The organism is Pseudomonas rustica, assembly GCF_018336155.1.
GTDB classification, from domain to species: domain Bacteria; phylum Pseudomonadota; class Gammaproteobacteria; order Pseudomonadales; family Pseudomonadaceae; genus Aquipseudomonas; species Aquipseudomonas rustica.
Map to the genome: position 1 here is coordinate 197513 of NZ_JAGYHF010000010.1, position 17254 is coordinate 214766.

Below are 17254 nucleotides of genomic sequence, written 5' to 3' on the forward strand. Positions count from 1 at the left end.
AAGGGTGAGGCGATATCAACGCCGTTAAACGGGCGGTTGATCAGGGGTGTACGTTTTTCAGGGCGCGGACTTTATCACAGCGTAGGCGTTATCCTTCAGGCGTGTGACGATCTGCCACCCGATTGGCGGGCAAAGTCGGCAGGTTTGTGCAAGTCACTGCGGACACACTCTGTTAAGATTGCGCATCCTAATTTTAAAGTTCTGCCAGCGGGCCCTCGGGTCAACGCTGGTGTCGTCGTTTTGCTGGAGTTACCCATGCTGTTACCCATCCTTCTGTTGTCCGCCGCCGGTTTTACGGTGCTGACCACGGAATTCGTCATCGTCGGCTTGCTGCCGGCGATCGCTCGCGACCTTGAGGTCAGCATCCCGCAGGCCGGGCTGCTGGTGACGTTGTTCGCCTTCACGGTGGCGCTGTTCGGGCCATTCCTTACCGCGTATTTCGCGCGATTCGAACGACGCAAGTTGTTCATCAGCATCCTGATCATGTTCGGCATCGCCAACACCGTGGCAGCATTGGCGCCGAATATCTGGGTGATGGCGTTTGCCCGATTGATCCCGGCCCTTGGTTTGCCGGTGTTCTGGGCTTTGGCCAGTGAAACAGCGGTGGACATCGTCGGCCCGGATTTCGCCGGTCGCGCGATTGCCAAGATCGGTTTCGGCATCGTCTGCGCCACGGTATTCGGCATTCCGGTCGGCACGCTGATTTCCGATGCGTTCGGCTGGCGCAGTGCCTTCGGCATTCTGGCGGTGATCGCGTTTGCCAAGGCTTTGCTGCTGTTTGTGTACCTGCCGAAAACCAGCCTGCACCAGCATCAGGTCAGCTTCGCGTCGCAATTCAAGATCCTGCGCAGCCCGCTGATGATCGGCCATATCGCCCTGTCGATTCTGGTGTTCAGCGGCATGTTTACCGCTTACACGTATCTTGCCGACATCCTCGAGCGCCTCGCCGGTTTCAACGGCACTGTGGTCGGTTGGTGCTTGATGGGCTTTGGTGCGGTCGGGCTGATCGGCAACTCGCTGGGCGGTCGCGCGGTCGATAAACATCCGCTGGGCGCGTCGGTGTTGTTCTGCGCATTCATGATTGCCGGCATGGTCTCGCTGGTGCCGAACATTCATTCGCCAGTGGGGCTGGCGGTGGCGATGGGTATTTGGGGTATTACCCAGGCAGCATTGTTTCTGGTCAGCCATGTGCGCCTGATGAAAGCCGCACCAGAAGCACCGGCCTTTGCTGCCTCGTTGAATATTGCCGGGGCCAATCTGGGGATCGGCCTGGGCGCCATGGTCGGTGGCCGGGTTATCGACGGTGCAGGTCTGGGCTTTCTTGGCTTTGCGGCTGCCGGTTTCATCCTGCTCTCGGTGTTCCTCGCCATGGTGTTGATGACGCTGAAGCCGCGCGAAGTCTGCGCCGAAGCGTCATAACGCGGTAAACAGCTCGCGTCGGGCACCTTCGGTAATCGCAACGATGCCGGGGTGCTTGACCTTGCGCTCCACCGAAATGGCGTAGAACGACTCGGTCACCGCGTCGGTCTGGCCAATCAGCTCGACGCCGTATTGGCGCTTCACTTCATCGGCAATCACGCTCGGGCCAATAAAAATCCCGCTGCCGGATTGGCCGAAGGCCTGCATCAAGGCACTGTCATCAAACTCCCCAACGATTTGCGGCTGAATCTGCTGCTCGGCAAACCAGCGTTGCAAACGGCTGCGCACCACGGTTTCGGCGCCGGGAATCAATAGCGGCGCACCGTGCAGGCTGCGCGGGAAATCCTGACCGTACTTCGCCGCCAGTTCGGCGGTGGCGAAGAAACTGATCCCGCATTCCCCTAGCTTCTGGCTGTAGCCCTTAATGTCGAGGTGCGAGGGCATCGGGCTGTCGGAAATCACCAGATCCAGACGCTGGATCGCCAGGTCGGCGAGCAAACGTTCGAGTTTGTCCTCACGGCAGGTGATGCGCAGCGGTTCGCTGAGCTCCATGGTCGGCGCGATCAGGCGATAAACGATGGATTTCGGCACCACGTCCGCCACGCCAACGCGGAACAGGATTTGCTGTTCGTTGGGTTGCGCGCGCAGCATCAGCTCCAGTTCGCCACCGAGTTGAAACATCTGCTCGGCGTAGGGCAGGGCCTGACGCCCGGCTTCGGTCAACTCCAGTTGACGACCCACGCGCCGAAACAACTCTATGCCGTAGGTTTGTTCGAGCAGGGAAATCTGCCCGCTGATGGTCTGTGGCGTCAGGTTCAGCTGCTCGCACGCACGCACGATGCTGCCGGTCTTGGCCACGACCCAGAAGTAATGCAGTTGTCGGTAATTGAGCATCCGCCGCGCCCCCGTGTAGGAGCTGCCGAAGGCTGCGATCTTCTGATCTTGCTCTTAAAAAAACATCAAAAGATCGCAGCCTGCGGCAGCTCCTACATTGAATAGTGTATGAGTTCGTAAAAACCGAAGTATAGCCGCTAAAAATACGAATTTTCCTGAAGTGTTCACCTCCCTAGAATGCCCAGCCATCGACGGCCGGTCTGTGAGCCTGTCTGTTCATTCGAAGGAAGCCTCATGAAATTCAAAAGCACTGCACTGTTGATTGCGTCTTTACTGGTTCTGGCCGGTTGCGATCAAGCCGAAAAAAGCGCTCAGCAACTGATGGGCAAAGCCGCCGAAAGCGCCAAACAGGCGATCGACGACACCCATAAAGCTGCCGAGCAAGCGCTCAGCGATGCCACCGGCGGGCTGATCGAGAAAAAAGAAACCCCGGAAAAAGACGCGGAAGAATCCGAATCTTCCTCCAATACCATCTAATTTAGTCACACGAAGAGTCAGGACTGACCCATGGAATATTTGTTAGAACTCGCCGCCAGCCCTACCGCCTGGGTTGCTTTGGCCACACTGGTGGTGATGGAAATCGTGCTCGGCATCGATAACCTGATCTTTATTTCGATCCTGACCAACAAGCTGCCTAAGCAGTACCAGCAGAAGGCCCGCCGCATCGGTATCGGCATGGCGTTGATCCTGCGTCTGGCGCTGTTGAGCACCATCGCGTTTATCGTGCAGTTGACGGAACCTGTGATCGACATCCTCGGCCAGGCCTTCTCCTGGAAGGACATGATCCTGATTGCCGGTGGTCTGTTCCTGGTCTGGAAAGCCACGACCGAGATCCATCACAGCATGGATCCGGCACCGGAAGATCCAAAGTCGGCCACGTCGACCGTGACTCTGGGCTTTGCTGCTGCGATTGGTCAGATCCTGTTGCTTGATATGGTGTTCTCGATCGACAGCATCATTACCGCGGTCGGCATGACCGAACATTTGCCGATCATGATCATCGCGGTGGTGGTGTCGGTACTGGTGATGTTGCTGGCGGCTGATCCGCTGGCCAAGTTCATCAACGACAACCCGACTGTGGTGATGTTGGCCCTGGGCTTCCTGATCATGATCGGTATGACCCTGATCGCCGAAGGCTTCGGCGCCCACGTACCGAAAGGTTATGTGTACGCGGCCATGGCGTTCTCGGCGGGTATTGAGGTGCTGAACATGTTGTCGCGTCGTGCCAAGCAGAAGAAACTTGCTGCGCAGGCGTAACCGCTAACCATGCAAAAGGCCGCCTGAACTTCATAAGTTCAGGCGGCCTTTTTGCTTCCTGTAGGAGCTGCCGAAGGCTGCGATCTCTTGATCTTCAACGTCAAAAGATCGCAGCCTTCGGCAGCTCCTACAGAGTCCAATTGCGTTTTCTTTCCGAAAAATCCCTTGGGTCAGTGCGCGGTCGCGTGACGGGTGGGTTGTTTCTCGACTTTCTCAACCTTCGAAGGCTCAACCGGATGATGGTGCCGCCGCGAAATCCGCAACACCCCCCACAGCATGGCCGCCGCCACGGCCAGCCAACCGGCAATCAACATCACAATGGTCATGGTCAGGCTCATCAGTGCCTCCTCTTTGCCCTGCGTCGGGCTCACACTTTTTCAATTCGCTCTGTTTCACTGACAGTCTAGTTGCCCGGGTGTTACACGCTATTGACCAAAGGTCGGTGATGACCAATCACTTTGCTCTATGCAATCGCAGCCCCTGCGGTTTAAGGCTATACCGCAGCGGTTTGCCGCCCTATGATCGGTGACCTTGCCGGAACACGATGACCGGCGTCTGAACAGAGAGCAACGATGGTGCAGGTATTTTCTCGAGTGTGTGCGGCGCTGTTGGTGGCTGGCTGCGTGGCTGCATTGACGGGGTGTGCGGGCAGTGTGGCGCCGGAGGTCAAGCGCTTGCCGGAGCGTGTCGAACTCAGTGGCAGGTTCTATCGGGGGCAGGCCTTCCAGAGCGGGCCGCAGGTATTGGCCAGTCTGCTTTCGCAGCAGGGCGTGGTGATCACCCCGGGTTTGCTGGAAAAACCGTTGCATGTGCCGGGCGCTGAAGACAAGTTGCAGCAGAACATTCAAAACCTTGCCCGTGAATACGGCATGGTCGTCTATCCACTGGACAGCGATCTGCCCGCGCTGCTGACTCAGGTGGCGGCCGGTTACCCGGTGATGGTGCGTTTCAGCGAAGGCTCGGCGTTCTGGGCGGAACCGCGTTACGCGATCCTTTCCGGCTACGACCGCAATAAACAGAAAGTCCTGCTGCGTGCCGGCATGAACCGTCGCGAGTTGATGGACTTTGCCTCCTTTGAATCAGCTTTCGAAAAATCCGGCGGCTGGGCAATTCTGATTCAAAAACCGACGCAGATTCCCGCTGCGGTGGATCGTGCGCGTTGGCTCAAAGCGGCCGATGAACTGGCGCAGGCCGGTCAGGAAAACGAAGCGGCGCAGGCGAAAAAGGCCTTGGCGGCGCACTAGTTCTCCGTTCGTCATCTGCCGGGCACGTCTGTGTCCGGCAAGCCTCTTACCTCTATAACCCGATTTCGCGGGTGAATCAGGAGGCAAGCATGGCAGAGTCCACATCCCCTAAAGGCCCGCATTCATCCGAGCATTCCTCGGGTGATGACCTGGGTTTCGATCCCGATTCGCCGGATCTCGACGACCCGCAAGTCGATCCCGTTGGCCCGGCCAAAGCGCCGAAAGACGTGAAGCCCGGCGACGACGACAAAAAACCGGCCAAACCCTACGATCCGTTAGCCAATCTGAAACCTTGATGCGAGGTGCGTATGAGTACCGATTCAAGCTTCGATGATCAAAAACCTGACAGCGTACCGACGACGCCTGAGCCTGAAGTTGATCCAGTGCTGGATCCGGACAGCCCGCTGCGCGATCCGCTGGCCCGACCGAATGTGCTGACGCCGGATCTGGAGCATGATCCGAGCAAGGGGGATGGCATACCTGATGATGAACAGATGCCATTGCCGAATGATTGAGGTCTCTCAGATTAGTGAGATCTAAATGTGGCGAGGGGATTTATCTGTGGTGAGAGGTTTATCTGTGGCGAGGGGATTTATCCCCGATGGGTCGCGAAGCGGCCCCCGCTTTTGATTTAAAAGAAGGGCCTGCTGCGCAGTCCATCGGGGATAAATCCCCTCGCCACAGATAAATCCCCTCACCACACGTAGCGTAAATCCAGTGTCCTACTTCGAAGCCTCAACCACGCCACTCTGGCGATTCTTCAGGTTCTTGTCGGCCTTGTACTGCTGTGCCACCGCCGGAACGTTAGCGCTGCGCCCAGTCTCAACCCAGCTACGAATCCGGCTCGCATCGGCAAAATGCGTGTACTTGCCGAACGCATCCAAAATCACCAGTGCCACCGGGCGATTGCCCATGCGCGTCACCAATACCAGGCAGTGACCAGCAGGATTGGTAAAGCCGGTTTTAGTGATCTTGATGTCCCAGTCAGCCTTGTTGACCAAGTGGTCGGTGTTACGGAAACCCAGGGTGTAATTGGGTTTACGGAACGACACGGTCTTTTCCTTGGTGGTCGTCAGTTCAGTGAGGATCGGGTGCTTGCTCGCTGCGACCAACAACTTGCTCAAATCGCGCGCCGTGGAAACGTTGCGCTCGGACAAACCGGTCGGCTCGACGTAGTGAGTGTTGGTCATGCCCAGCGCCTTGGCCTTGGCGTTCATCGCCGCGATAAAGGCTGCATAACCGCCCGGATAATGATGCGCGAGGCTGGCGGCGGCGCGGTTTTCCGAGGACATCAAAGCGATCAGCAGCATCTCGCGGCGCGGCAGTTCACTTTTCAGTTTGACTCGGGAGAACACGCCCTTCATCTCTGGCGTGTTTTTGATGTCGACATCGATCCATTCGTCCATGTTCTGTTTGGCTTCAACCACCACCAGGCCAGTCATCAGCTTGCTGACGGAAGCGATCGGCACGATCACGTCAGGGTTGCTGGAATAAATGACTTTGTTGGTCTGCATATCCATGAGCAGGGCGCTGCCGGAAGCGATCTTCAGGGTCGAAGCGTCACGCGGGGCAGCGGTGGTTTCCGCAGCGTTGATCGTTGGCGTGATGAATGTGCCTGTGAAAGCAAAAAACAGGCTCAGAATCGAAAGACGAATTTTCACGCGGGCGAACTCATAAAGGTTGGATATTCCGTTAGTTTGTAACGGGTTATTTCTTCAAAGCGTCGCATTCTAGGAGTATGGCTGAAGATCTGTCGATGGTTGTTTGAGTGACCTGAAAATCTCGTGAAAAGGCCTGTAAAAAGAGGGGTTTCCGGCGAACGGTTATAGTTTTTTCTCGAATACGAAAAACCCCGCACGGGGCGGGGTTTTGATGCTGCGAAAAAACCGTCTTAAGCGTGCAGGGTTTCTGCTGCGTAGAGGGTGTTTTCCAGCAGGCAGGCACGGGTCATCGGGCCAACACCGCCCGGGACTGGCGTGATCCAGCCAGCGCGGGGCAGGGCGGTTTCGTAAACAACATCGCCGACCAGTTTGCCGTCGTCCTGACGGTTAATGCCGACGTCAACGACGATCGCGCCTTCCTTGATCCATTCGCCCTTGACCAGGCCCGGCTTGCCGGCGGCCACGACCACCAGATCAGCACGGCCGACGTGGCCGGCCAGATCCTTGGTGAAGCGGTGGGTCACGGTCACGGTGCAACCGGCCAGCAACAGTTCCATCGCCATCGGGCGACCGACGATGTTGGAAGCGCCAACGACCACCGCGTCCAGACCATAAAGATCAACACCGGTGCTTTCCAGCAGGGTCATGATGCCTTTAGGCGTGCACGGACGCAGCAGCGGGATGCGCTGGGCCAGACGGCCGACGTTATAAGGATGGAAACCGTCGACGTCTTTGTCCGGGCGGATGCGCTCCAACAATTTGGAGGCGTCCAGGTGCTCAGGCAGCGGCAGTTGCAGGAGGATGCCGTCGATCGCAGGGTCGTCGTTGAGGCGATCGATCAGATCGGTCAACGCTTGTTGCGTGGTTTCGGAGGGCAGGTCGTAGGCTTGAGAGAGGAAGCCGACCTCTTCACAGTCTTTACGCTTGTGCGAGACATAAACCTGAGAGGCAGGATCGCTGCCGACCAGGATCACCGCGAGGCCGGGAGTGCGCAGGCCTTGCTGGCGACGCTCGGCAACTCGTTTGGCGATCTGCTGGCGCAGGCTGGCGGCGATCGATTTGCCGTCGATTAGTTGTGCAGTCATTGCGCGTGATTAACCATCGAGAGGGGAAAAAAAGAGAACGCATTCTCGCATGTCGGGCGGTGAGGGCAAAGGCGCTTGGTCAGCAAATTCCCCTAACTCCTTTAATTAAATGAATTTTTTTCAAAAAGGATTTGACGACCTTCGGAGCGCTCTATACTATTCGTCGCACTTGTCGGGCACAGCCTAGCACTGGTTAAGAAGGTCGAGCAGGATTACGGTTTTGCGAAGACTGGAAAGCACTTAGTTTGTAGTTCTTTTAGAGTACAGATTAATAAGGCGCCCGTAGCTCAGCTGGATAGAGCATCCGCCTTCTAAGCGGATGGTCGCAGGTTCGAGTCCTGCCGGGTGCGCCATTAGGCAGCTTTGGCACAAGTAACGCGATATGGTGGGCGTAGCTCAGTTGGTAGAGCACGGGATTGTGACTCCCGTTGTCGTGGGTTCGATCCCCATCGTCCACCCCATATTTCGAAAGGCGCCAGATGTAACAGTCTGGCGCCTTTGCTTTAAAAGCTTCATCCGCGGATGTGGTGGAATTGGTAGACACACTGGATTTAGGTTCCAGCGCCGCGAGGCGTAAGAGTTCGAGTCTCTTCATCCGCACCAAACAAGCTTCATTCATGCCGTTGGCTTGATGAGGTTCAACAAAGAAGTTAAACGGCTTTTTTGTTACGCAATATGGTGGGCGTAGCTCAGTTGGTAGAGCACGGGATTGTGACTCCCGTTGTCGTGGGTTCGATCCCCATCGTCCACCCCATATTTCGAAAGGCGCCAGATTTAACAGTCTGGCGCCTTTTTTGTTTTAGCGGTTTGAGAAATCGGCGACCGCGGTTTTCGGGTCGCAGGGCAGGGCGTTTCGTCGTATTGATGTTTCTGGATGATGCCGCGCTGCCCGCCGGTCTTGCTTGCAGGGTCGGCCGTCAGGGAATGATCGGCATCCCTTCTATATATAGAAGAGGTTGCCGCAGAGCCTTGGCGTGATTGGTTGTATTCGCCTGTGGTGCGCGATGCATTCGTGTATTCGCACCGATAAATTGCCTGCTGTTTTTTTACCCGTTTTCAGTAGGGTGACTTCTTGAGTTTGACCCACTAGAATGCATGCCCTTGATTCTGGGGTCGGAAACGGCCGGCTAACGTCTGTGCAACGAGGAATATCCATGCAAGTTTCTGTTGAAAATACTACTGCTCTTGAGCGCCGCATGAGCGTCACCGTGCCGGCTGAGCGCATTGAGAGCCAGGTCAACAAGCGTCTGCAGCAGACTGCCCAAAAGGCCAAGATTGCTGGCTTCCGTCCAGGCAAAGTGCCAATGAGCGAAATCAAGCGCCGTTTCGGTGCTGATGCTCGTCAGGAAGCTGTCGGCGACGTGATCCAGTCCTCCTTCTACGAAGCTGTGGTTGAGCAGAAGCTGAACCCGGCCGGTTCGCCATCGATCGAGCCTAAGTCGCTCGAAGCTGGCAAGGACCTGGAATACGTTGCAGTGTTCGAAGTGTTCCCGGAGTTCACCGTTGCTGGCTTCGACGGCATCACCGTTGAGCGCCTGAGCGCTGACGTGGCTGACGCTGACCTGGACAAAATGCTCGACATCCTGCGCAAGCAGAACACCCGTTTTGAAGTGGCCGATCGCGCTGCCCAGAACGAAGACCAGCTGAACATCGATTTCGTTGGCAAGGTCGACGGCGAAGTATTCGCTGGCGGTTCCGCCAAAGGCACTCAGCTGGTACTGGGTTCCGGCCGCATGATCCCGGGCTTCGAAGAAGGTCTGGTTGGCGCTAAGGCTGGCGAAGAGCGCGTTCTGAACCTGACCTTCCCAGAGGACTATCAGAACCTGGACCTGGCTGGCAAAACCGCCGAGTTCACCGTGACCGTCAACACTGTGTCCGAGCCTAAGCTGCCTGAGCTGAACGAAGAGTTCTTCGCTCAATTCGGCATCAAGGAAAGCGGCATCGACGGTTTCCGCACCGAAGTTCGCAAGAACATGGAGCGTGAACTGCGTCAGGCGATCAAATCCAAGGTCAAGAATCAGGTAATGGACGGTCTGCTGGCCACCAACCCGATCGAAGTGCCTAAGGCTCTGCTGGCCAACGAAGTTGACCGTCTGCGCGTGCAGGCTGTTCAGCAGTTCGGCGGCAACATCAAGCCTGATCAACTGCCGGCCGAGCTGTTCGAAGAGCAAGCCAAGCGCCGCGTTGTGCTGGGTCTGATCGTTGCTGAAGTGGTCAAGCAATTCGACCTGAAGCCTGACGAAGCTCGCGTTCGCGAAATGATTCAGGAAATGGCTTCCGCTTACCAGGAGCCTGAGCAGGTTGTGTCGTGGTACTACAAGAACGAGCAGCAACTGAACGAAGTGCGTTCGGTTGTGCTGGAAGAACAAGTTGTGGATACTGTTCTGCAGAAAGCTAGTGTGACCGATAAGTCGGTCTCTTACGAAGAAGCAGTCAAGCCGGTAGAAGCTCCACAAGCCGACTGATTGTTTTTGCGTTAAGAAATACACACATAAGCCAGCTTTCGAGCTGGCTTATGCGTATTCAAGACATAACTATTTGGGAGTGACTGCAGAGCATGTTCCGTAATTCGTATATTCAGCAGAACTCTGATATCCAGGCCGCAGGCGGCCTGGTCCCGATGGTTGTCGAGCAGTCCGCTCGTGGCGAACGCGCCTACGACATCTATTCGCGCCTTCTCAAGGAGCGAGTGATCTTTCTGGTTGGGCCGGTAGAGGACTACATGGCCAACCTGATCTGTGCGCAACTGCTGTTCCTTGAAGCGGAAAACCCGGACAAGGACATCCATCTCTATATCAACTCCCCGGGCGGTTCGGTAACGGCTGGCATGTCGATCTACGACACCATGCAGTTCATCAAACCCAATGTGTCGACCACCTGCATCGGTCAGGCCTGCAGCATGGGCGCGTTCTTGTTGACCGCCGGTGCACCTGGCAAGCGTTTCTGCCTGCCGAACTCGCGTGTGATGATTCACCAGCCACTGGGCGGTTTCCAGGGCCAGGCATCGGATATCGAAATCCATGCCAAGGAAATCCTCTTCATCCGCGAGCGCCTGAACACGCTGATGGCCAAGCACAGTGGGCGTACCCTTGAAGAAATCGAGCGTGATACCAACCGCGATAACTTCATGAGTGCAGAAGCTGCGAAGGAATACGGCTTGATCGATGAAGTGATCAACCAGCGCCCAGCTTAAAATAAGCAACTCAAAATAGGCTTGGTCGGCGAGTCTGTTCGCCAGCGGGCTTGAAAAAGCCCGCAATAGCCTTCATCTTGTGTTGCAAGCCTATCGGATTTGGATCGAACGAATGACTGACACCCGCAACGGCGAGGACAACGGCAAGCTGCTCTATTGCTCCTTCTGTGGCAAAAGCCAGCATGAAGTGCGCAAATTGATTGCCGGCCCCTCGGTCTTTATCTGCGACGAGTGCGTCGACCTGTGCAATGACATCATCCGCGAGGAGGTGCAGGAAGCACAGGCCGAGAGCAGCGCGCATAAATTGCCTTCGCCTAAAGAAATCAGCGGCATCCTTGATCAATACGTCATTGGTCAGGAGCGTGCGAAAAAGGTTCTGGCCGTAGCGGTGTACAACCACTACAAGCGCCTTAACCAGCGTGACAAAAAGGCTGACGACGTCGAACTCGGCAAGAGCAACATCCTGCTGATCGGCCCGACAGGCTCCGGTAAAACCCTGCTGGCCGAAACACTGGCCCGCTTGCTGAACGTTCCGTTCACCATCGCCGACGCAACCACCCTCACCGAGGCGGGTTATGTAGGTGAAGACGTCGAGAACATCATTCAGAAGCTGTTGCAGAAGTGCGATTACGACGTAGAGAAAGCCCAGATGGGTATTGTCTACATCGATGAAATCGACAAGATTTCGCGCAAGTCCGACAACCCGTCGATCACCCGGGACGTTTCCGGTGAAGGCGTGCAGCAGGCCTTGCTCAAGTTGATCGAAGGCACGGTCGCTTCCGTACCGCCGCAAGGTGGCCGCAAGCATCCGCAGCAGGAATTCCTGCAGGTCGACACCCGTAACATCCTGTTCATCTGCGGTGGTGCGTTCTCGGGTCTGGAAAAGGTTATTCAAAACCGTTCCACCAAAGGCGGCATCGGTTTCAACGCAGAAGTGCGCAGCAAGGAAGAAGGCAAGAAAGTCGGTGAATCCCTGCGTGAAGTCGAGCCTGACGATCTGGTCAAGTTCGGTCTGATCCCGGAATTCGTCGGTCGTCTGCCGGTACTTGCGACGCTGGACGAGCTCGACGAGGCTGCGCTGATGCAGATCCTCACCGAGCCGAAAAATGCTCTGACCAAACAGTATGCCAAGCTGTTCGAGATGGAAGGCGTCGATCTGGAATTCCGTGCTGACGCGCTGAAATCCGTCGCCAAACGTGCCCTGGAACGCAAGACCGGTGCTCGTGGCCTGCGCTCGATTCTCGAAGGTGTATTGCTCGACACGATGTATGAAATCCCCTCGCAGTCTGAGGTGAGCAAAGTCGTGATCGATGAAAGCGTGATCGAAGGCAAGTCCAAGCCACTGTATATCTACGAAAACAGTGAGCCGGCAGCCAAGGCAGCACCGGACGCGTAAGCGTCCACCCTGCCGCAACAAAGAAGGGGCCTTCGGGCCTCTTTTTTTTTATGGCATTTTTTACATCCGCTTTGCGCTTGTTTTTTTTCAAGGCAGCCCCCATCTTGGTTTCAAGCTCAATTCCATCTGAATACGGCCATATGGCCGCCGTAGAGGCGAAATCATGAAGACAACCATCGAATTGCCTCTCCTGCCATTGCGTGATGTCGTGGTTTATCCGCACATGGTTATCCCACTGTTCGTGGGGCGCGAGAAATCCATCGAAGCCCTCGAGGCCGCGATGACGGGCGACAAGCAGATCCTGCTGCTGGCCCAGAGAAACCCGGCTGACGACGATCCCGGTGAAGACGCTCTCTATCGCGTAGGTACCATCGCTACCGTTCTGCAACTGCTCAAGCTGCCTGACGGCACTGTCAAAGTGCTGGTCGAGGGTGAGCAGCGCGGTACTGTCGAACGTTTCAGCGAAGTTGACGGCCACTGCCGCGCTGAAGTCTCGCTGATCGAAGAAGTCGACGCCGCCGAGCGCGAATCCGAAGTGTTCGTGCGCACACTGCTGTCGCAGTTCGAACAATATGTGCAGTTGGGCAAAAAAGTCCCGGCTGAAGTCCTGTCGTCGCTCAACAGCATCGATGAGCCGGGTCGTCTGGTCGACACCATGGCCGCGCACATGGCGCTGAAAATCGAGCAGAAGCAGGAAATCCTCGAAATCATCGATTTGTCGGCCCGGGTCGAGCACGTTCTGGCGCTGCTGGATGCCGAGATCGATCTGCTGCAAGTCGAAAAACGCATTCGTGGCCGCGTCAAAAAGCAAATGGAGCGCAGTCAGCGCGAGTACTACCTGAATGAGCAGATGAAGGCCATTCAGAAAGAACTCGGCGACAGCGACGAAGGCCACAACGAAATCGAAGACCTGAAAAAGCGTATCGACGCTGCCGGTCTGCCGAAAGACGCGTTGGCCAAAGCCACGGCCGAGCTGAACAAGCTCAAGCAAATGTCGCCGATGTCCGCTGAGGCCACCGTGGTGCGCTCGTACATCGACTGGCTGGTGCAGGTGCCGTGGAAGGCACAGAGCAAGGTACGCCTTGATCTGGCGCGCGCTGAAGACATTCTCGACGCCGACCACTACGGCCTCGAAGAGGTCAAGGAACGCATCCTTGAATACCTCGCCGTGCAAAAACGTGTGAAAAAAATTCGTGGCCCGGTGTTGTGCCTGGTCGGTCCTCCGGGCGTGGGTAAAACCTCGCTGGCCGAGTCGATCGCTCACGCCACCAACCGTAAATTCGTACGCATGGCCCTCGGTGGTGTGCGGGATGAAGCGGAAATTCGTGGTCACCGCCGGACTTACATCGGTTCGATGCCGGGAAGATTGATTCAAAAGATGACAAAAGTGGGCGTTCGCAACCCGCTGTTCCTGCTCGATGAAATCGACAAAATGGGCAGCGACATGCGTGGCGATCCGGCGTCGGCGTTGCTGGAAGTGCTCGATCCAGAGCAAAACCACAACTTCAACGATCACTATCTGGAAGTCGATTACGACCTCTCGGATGTGATGTTCCTGTGCACCTCGAACTCGATGAACATCCCGCCGGCGCTGCTCGACCGCATGGAAGTCATCCGTCTGCCGGGCTACACCGAAGACGAGAAGATCAACATTGCCGTCAAATATCTCTCGCCAAAACAGATCACCGCTAACGGTCTGAAGAAGGGCGAGATTGAATTTGATGAAGAAGCGATCCGCGACATCATCCGTTACTACACCCGCGAAGCCGGTGTGCGTGGCCTCGAACGTCAGATCGCCAAGGTCTGCCGCAAGGCTGTGAAAGAGCACGCGCTGGAAAAACGCTTCTCGGTAAAAGTGACAGCTGATTTGCTGGAGCATTTCCTCGGTGTGCGTAAATTCCGCTATGGTCTGGCCGAGCAACAGGATCAGATCGGTCAAGTGACCGGCCTTGCCTGGACTCAGGTTGGTGGCGAATTGCTGACCATCGAAGCCGCTGTCGTGCCGGGTAAAGGTCAACTGATCAAGACCGGTTCGCTGGGTGATGTGATGGTCGAATCGATCACCGCAGCCCTGACCGTCGTGCGCAGCCGTGCCAAGAGCCTGGGCATTCCTGTGGACTTCCACGAGAAGCGCGACACGCACATTCACATGCCGGAAGGCGCGACCCCGAAAGACGGTCCTAGCGCCGGTGTAGGCATGTGCACGGCCCTGGTGTCGGCATTGACCGGCATTCCGGTGCGCGCTGATGTCGCCATGACCGGTGAAATCACCTTGCGCGGTCAAGTGCTGGCAATTGGTGGTCTGAAGGAAAAACTGCTCGCGGCACACCGCGGTGGAATCAAGGTTGTGATTATTCCTGAAGAAAACGTACGTGATCTCAAGGAGATTCCGGACAACATCAAGCAGGATCTGCAGATTAAACCGGTTAAATGGATTGACGAGGTCCTGCAAATTGCGCTGCAATACGCGCCGGAGCCCTTGCCGGATGTGGCTCCGGAGATAGTTGCCAAGGATGAAAAACGTGAGTCTGATGCTAAGGAAAGAATTAGCACGCATTAGTATGCTTTTGCCTGGGTGGCTTCCTTGACAGCTTTTTAGAGCCCTTGTTATAAAGCGGCTCTTAAGTGTCTGTAGGCCATTCAGCACTCGTTTTTGCTTTCACCAAAAAACTTAGAATCATCTCAAAATAGATATAAGGGGACTTAGAGTGAACAAGTCGGAACTGATTGATGCTATCGCTGCATCCGCTGATATCCCGAAAGCTGCTGCTGGCCGTGCGCTGGACGCTGTAATCGAATCCGTCACTGGCGCTCTCAAGGCTGGCGACTCCGTTGTTCTGGTTGGTTTCGGTACGTTCTCCGTAACTGATCGTCCAGCTCGCGTTGGTCGTAACCCACAGACCGGCAAGACGCTGCAAATCGCTGCTGCTAAAAAACCAGGCTTCAAAGCCGGTAAAGCACTGAAAGAAGCGGTTAACTAAGTTCGTTACAAGTTTTTACCCATCCGGGTCGGGGTCATCCCTGACTTGGCAGCGGAGCGGTAGAGCAGGTCGCTGAAACAGGCGCCTGTAACGCCGGGATCGAGGGTTCGAGCCCTGTCCGCTCCGCCAGTTACGAGAAGGCGCATCCTCGGATGCGCCTTTCTTCTATCCGGATTCTACCCACGCTCCACGGTTGCCTAATTTGAAGTTCAACCGTTTCTGGGGGACGCATGCTGCAGAATATCAGGGACAATTCACAAGGCTGGATTGCCAAGACCATTATCGGGGCCATCATTTTGCTGATGGCTTTGACCGGTTTCGACGCCATTTTCCAGGCCACGACTCACAAGAACGAGGCGGCCCAGGTCAATGGTGAAGAGATCAGCCAGAACGAGCTAAGTCAGGCGGTTGATATGCAACGCCGTCAGCTGATGCAACAGCTGGGCAAAGATTTCGACGCTTCGCTGCTCGATGAAAAAATGCTTCGCGAATCGGCCCTCAAGGGTTTGATTGATCGCAAGCTGCTGCTGCAAGGCGCAGAACAATCGAAGTTCGCTTTCTCCGAAGGCGCTCTGGATCAGGTGATCCTGCAAACCCCTGAATTCCAGGTGGACGGCAAGTTCAGCTCCGATCGTTTCGACCAGGTGATCCGTCAACTGGGCTATAGCCGTATGCAATTCCGCCAGATGCTGGCTCAGGAAATGCTGATCGGCCAACTGCGTGCCGGTATCGGCGGCAGCGGTTTCGTCACCGACGCTGAAGTGTTGGCCTTTGCCCGTCTGGAAAAACAGACCCGCGATTTCGCCACCCTGAGCGTCAAAGCCGACCCAGCCTCGGTCAAGCTGACTGACGATGAGGTCAAGGCTTACTACGACGAACACGCCAAAGAGTTCATGACCCCGGATCAGGTGATCGTCGATTACGTTGAGCTGAAGAAGGCTTCGTTCTTCGACCAGGTCACCGTGAAAGATGAAGACCTGCAGGCGGCGTATCAGAAAGATATCGCCAACCTGTCGGAACAGCGTCGTGCCGCGCACATCCTGATCGAAGTGAACGACAAGACTACTGAAGCTCAGGCTAAAGCGAAGATCGAAGACGTCCAGGCGCGTTTGGCCAAGGGCGAGAAATTCGAAGCGCTGGCCAAGGAGTTCTCGCAGGATCCGGGTTCGGCCAACAATGGCGGTGACCTCGGTTTCGCAGGCCCTGGCGTCTACGACCCAGCCTTCGAAAAAGCCCTGTACTCGCTGAACAAGGATCAAGTCTCCGAGCCGGTTCGCACCGATTTCGGTTACCACCTGATCAAGCTGCTAGGTGTTGAAGCGCCAGAAGTGCCAACCCTGGCCAGCCTGAAAGACAAACTGACCCGTGATCTGAAAGCCGCGCAGGTTGAGCAGCGTTTCGTCGAGGCGACCAAGCAACTGGAAGACTCCGCGTTCGAAGCTTCCGACCTGGCCCAGCCAGCGGCGGATCTGAAACTGACCGTGCACACCTCCAAGCCGTTTGGCCGTGAAGGTGGCGAAGGTCTGGCGGCCAACCGTGCTGTGGTGACTGCTGCATTCAGCACTGAAGTGATTGATGAAGGCGCCAACAGCACCGCCATCGAGCTGGATCCGGATACCGTGGTTGTGTTGCGTGCCAAGGAACACCTGAAGCCTGCGCAATTGCCTCTGGAAAGCGTGAACGTGGCTATCCGCGCTCAGTTGACCAAAGAGCACGCCAGCGCGGCTGCCAAGACTCAGGCCGAGAAGCTGATTGCTGATCTGCGTGAAGGCAAAGCGGTTGATGCGCAGAACTGGAAAGTTACCGAAGCGGCCACTCGTGCGCAGGAAGGTGTTGATCCGGCGGTTCTGCAGGCGTTGTTCCGTATGCCGAAGCCGGCTGCCAAGGACAAGCCTACGTTTAGCAGTGTGACGCTGCCGGACGGTAGTTTGATGATTGTGCGTCTGAATGGCGTGAATGAAGCGGCTGCACCGACTGAGGAAGAGAAGGCGCAGTACCGTCGCTTCCTGGCGTCGCGTGAAGGTCAGCAGGACTTTGCGGCGTATCGTAAGCAGTTGGAAGCTCAGGCTGAGATCAAGCGGTTTTGATCGTTGACTGAGTTTTAGAGAAAGCCCTGACGTGAGT

Annotated in this window: 16 protein-coding genes and 4 tRNA genes; 16 read left to right on the forward strand and 4 right to left on the reverse strand. The window is 56.3% G+C overall.

All coding sequences use genetic code 11. The features are described from left to right. The first annotated feature begins 255 nt into the window (after window positions 1–255). Entirely contained in the window at window positions 256–1419 is a 1164-nt protein-coding gene (locus KFS80_RS20220; protein WP_212545706.1) for an MFS transporter, read from the forward strand. Here KFS80_RS20220 and nhaR read toward each other — a convergent pair. After that, window positions 1414–2313 (reverse strand): transcriptional activator NhaR, encoded by a 900-nt coding sequence (gene nhaR / locus KFS80_RS20225; RefSeq protein ID WP_212545707.1) that lies wholly within the window; start codon window positions 2311–2313, stop codon window positions 1414–1416. The genes KFS80_RS20220 and nhaR overlap by 6 nt on opposite strands. Window positions 2314–2547: 234 nt before the next feature. On the opposite strand from nhaR, the gene KFS80_RS20230 reads away from it, so the two are divergent. After that, window positions 2548–2790: a hypothetical protein gene (locus tag KFS80_RS20230; protein ID WP_212545708.1), complete on the forward strand. Its 243-nt coding sequence runs from the start codon at window positions 2548–2550 to the stop codon at window positions 2788–2790. A 30-nt stretch (window positions 2791–2820) separates the two neighbouring features. Continuing rightward, entirely contained in the window at window positions 2821–3570 is a 750-nt protein-coding gene (locus KFS80_RS20235; RefSeq protein ID WP_053121808.1) for a TerC family protein, read from the forward strand. Window positions 3571–3740: 170 nt separating this feature from the next. On the opposite strand, the gene KFS80_RS20240 is transcribed toward KFS80_RS20235, so the two are convergent. Continuing rightward, a complete protein-coding gene (locus KFS80_RS20240) occupies window positions 3741–3908 on the reverse strand; it encodes a hypothetical protein (protein ID WP_212545709.1) in 168 nt (55 codons plus the stop codon). A 234-nt stretch (window positions 3909–4142) separates the two neighbouring features. Between KFS80_RS20240 and KFS80_RS20245 the strand changes: the two genes are divergently transcribed. The 3 genes from KFS80_RS20245 (at window position 4143) to KFS80_RS20255 (ending at window position 5329) form a co-directional block, all read left to right on the forward strand. Next, the gene (locus KFS80_RS20245; RefSeq protein WP_212545710.1) at window positions 4143–4814 is read left to right on the forward strand and encodes a peptidase C39 family protein; all 672 of its coding nucleotides are present in this window, start codon (window positions 4143–4145) and stop codon (window positions 4812–4814) included. An 89-nt stretch (window positions 4815–4903) separates the two neighbouring features. Continuing rightward, window positions 4904–5110: a DUF6021 family protein gene (locus tag KFS80_RS20250; protein WP_053121804.1), complete on the forward strand. Its 207-nt coding sequence runs from the start codon at window positions 4904–4906 to the stop codon at window positions 5108–5110. Between the two features lie 12 nt (window positions 5111–5122). After that, window positions 5123–5329: a hypothetical protein gene (locus KFS80_RS20255; protein ID WP_212545711.1), complete on the forward strand. Its 207-nt coding sequence runs from the start codon at window positions 5123–5125 to the stop codon at window positions 5327–5329. A gap of 207 nt (window positions 5330–5536) precedes the next feature. Here the strand turns inward: KFS80_RS20255 and pbpG are convergent, their stop codons facing one another. Both pbpG and folD read right to left on the reverse strand, forming a co-directional pair. Further along, window positions 5537–6475, reverse strand: a complete 939-nt coding sequence (gene pbpG, locus KFS80_RS20260; RefSeq protein WP_159815552.1) for a D-alanyl-D-alanine endopeptidase — start codon at window positions 6473–6475, stop codon at window positions 5537–5539. A 230-nt stretch (window positions 6476–6705) separates the two neighbouring features. Then, window positions 6706–7560: a bifunctional methylenetetrahydrofolate dehydrogenase/methenyltetrahydrofolate cyclohydrolase FolD gene (gene folD, locus KFS80_RS20265; protein ID WP_053121798.1), complete on the reverse strand. Its 855-nt coding sequence runs from the start codon at window positions 7558–7560 to the stop codon at window positions 6706–6708. A gap of 276 nt (window positions 7561–7836) precedes the next feature. On the opposite strand from folD, the gene KFS80_RS20270 reads away from it, so the two are divergent. The 10 genes from KFS80_RS20270 to KFS80_RS20315 all read left to right on the forward strand — a co-directional run bounded on the left by KFS80_RS20270 (window position 7837) and on the right by KFS80_RS20315 (window position 17217). Then, window positions 7837–7913 (forward strand) — tRNA-Arg (locus KFS80_RS20270). A gap of 32 nt (window positions 7914–7945) precedes the next feature. Further along, window positions 7946–8021: transfer RNA gene (locus KFS80_RS20275), tRNA-His, on the forward strand. A gap of 57 nt (window positions 8022–8078) precedes the next feature. Next, window positions 8079–8163: transfer RNA gene (locus KFS80_RS20280), tRNA-Leu, on the forward strand. Between the two features lie 75 nt (window positions 8164–8238). Next, window positions 8239–8314 (forward strand) — tRNA-His (locus tag KFS80_RS20285). A 400-nt stretch (window positions 8315–8714) separates the two neighbouring features. Beyond that, complete coding sequence (tig, locus tag KFS80_RS20290; RefSeq protein ID WP_053121796.1) at window positions 8715–10025, forward strand: trigger factor; 1311 nt, start codon at window positions 8715–8717, stop codon at window positions 10023–10025. 92 nt (window positions 10026–10117) lie between these two features. Beyond that, window positions 10118–10753: an ATP-dependent Clp endopeptidase proteolytic subunit ClpP gene (gene clpP / locus KFS80_RS20295; protein ID WP_007951559.1), complete on the forward strand. Its 636-nt coding sequence runs from the start codon at window positions 10118–10120 to the stop codon at window positions 10751–10753. Between the two features lie 112 nt (window positions 10754–10865). Further along, entirely contained in the window at window positions 10866–12149 is a 1284-nt protein-coding gene (gene clpX, locus KFS80_RS20300; protein WP_053121794.1) for an ATP-dependent Clp protease ATP-binding subunit ClpX, read from the forward strand. Between the two features lie 163 nt (window positions 12150–12312). After that, entirely contained in the window at window positions 12313–14709 is a 2397-nt protein-coding gene (gene lon / locus KFS80_RS20305) for an endopeptidase La (RefSeq protein ID WP_053121792.1), read from the forward strand. Window positions 14710–14857: 148 nt separating this feature from the next. Continuing rightward, the gene (locus tag KFS80_RS20310; protein ID WP_008077714.1) at window positions 14858–15130 is read left to right on the forward strand and encodes an HU family DNA-binding protein; all 273 of its coding nucleotides are present in this window, start codon (window positions 14858–14860) and stop codon (window positions 15128–15130) included. Between the two features lie 230 nt (window positions 15131–15360). Then, window positions 15361–17217: a SurA N-terminal domain-containing protein gene (locus KFS80_RS20315; RefSeq protein WP_212545712.1), complete on the forward strand. Its 1857-nt coding sequence runs from the start codon at window positions 15361–15363 to the stop codon at window positions 17215–17217. Window positions 17218–17254: the final 37 nt, after the last annotated feature.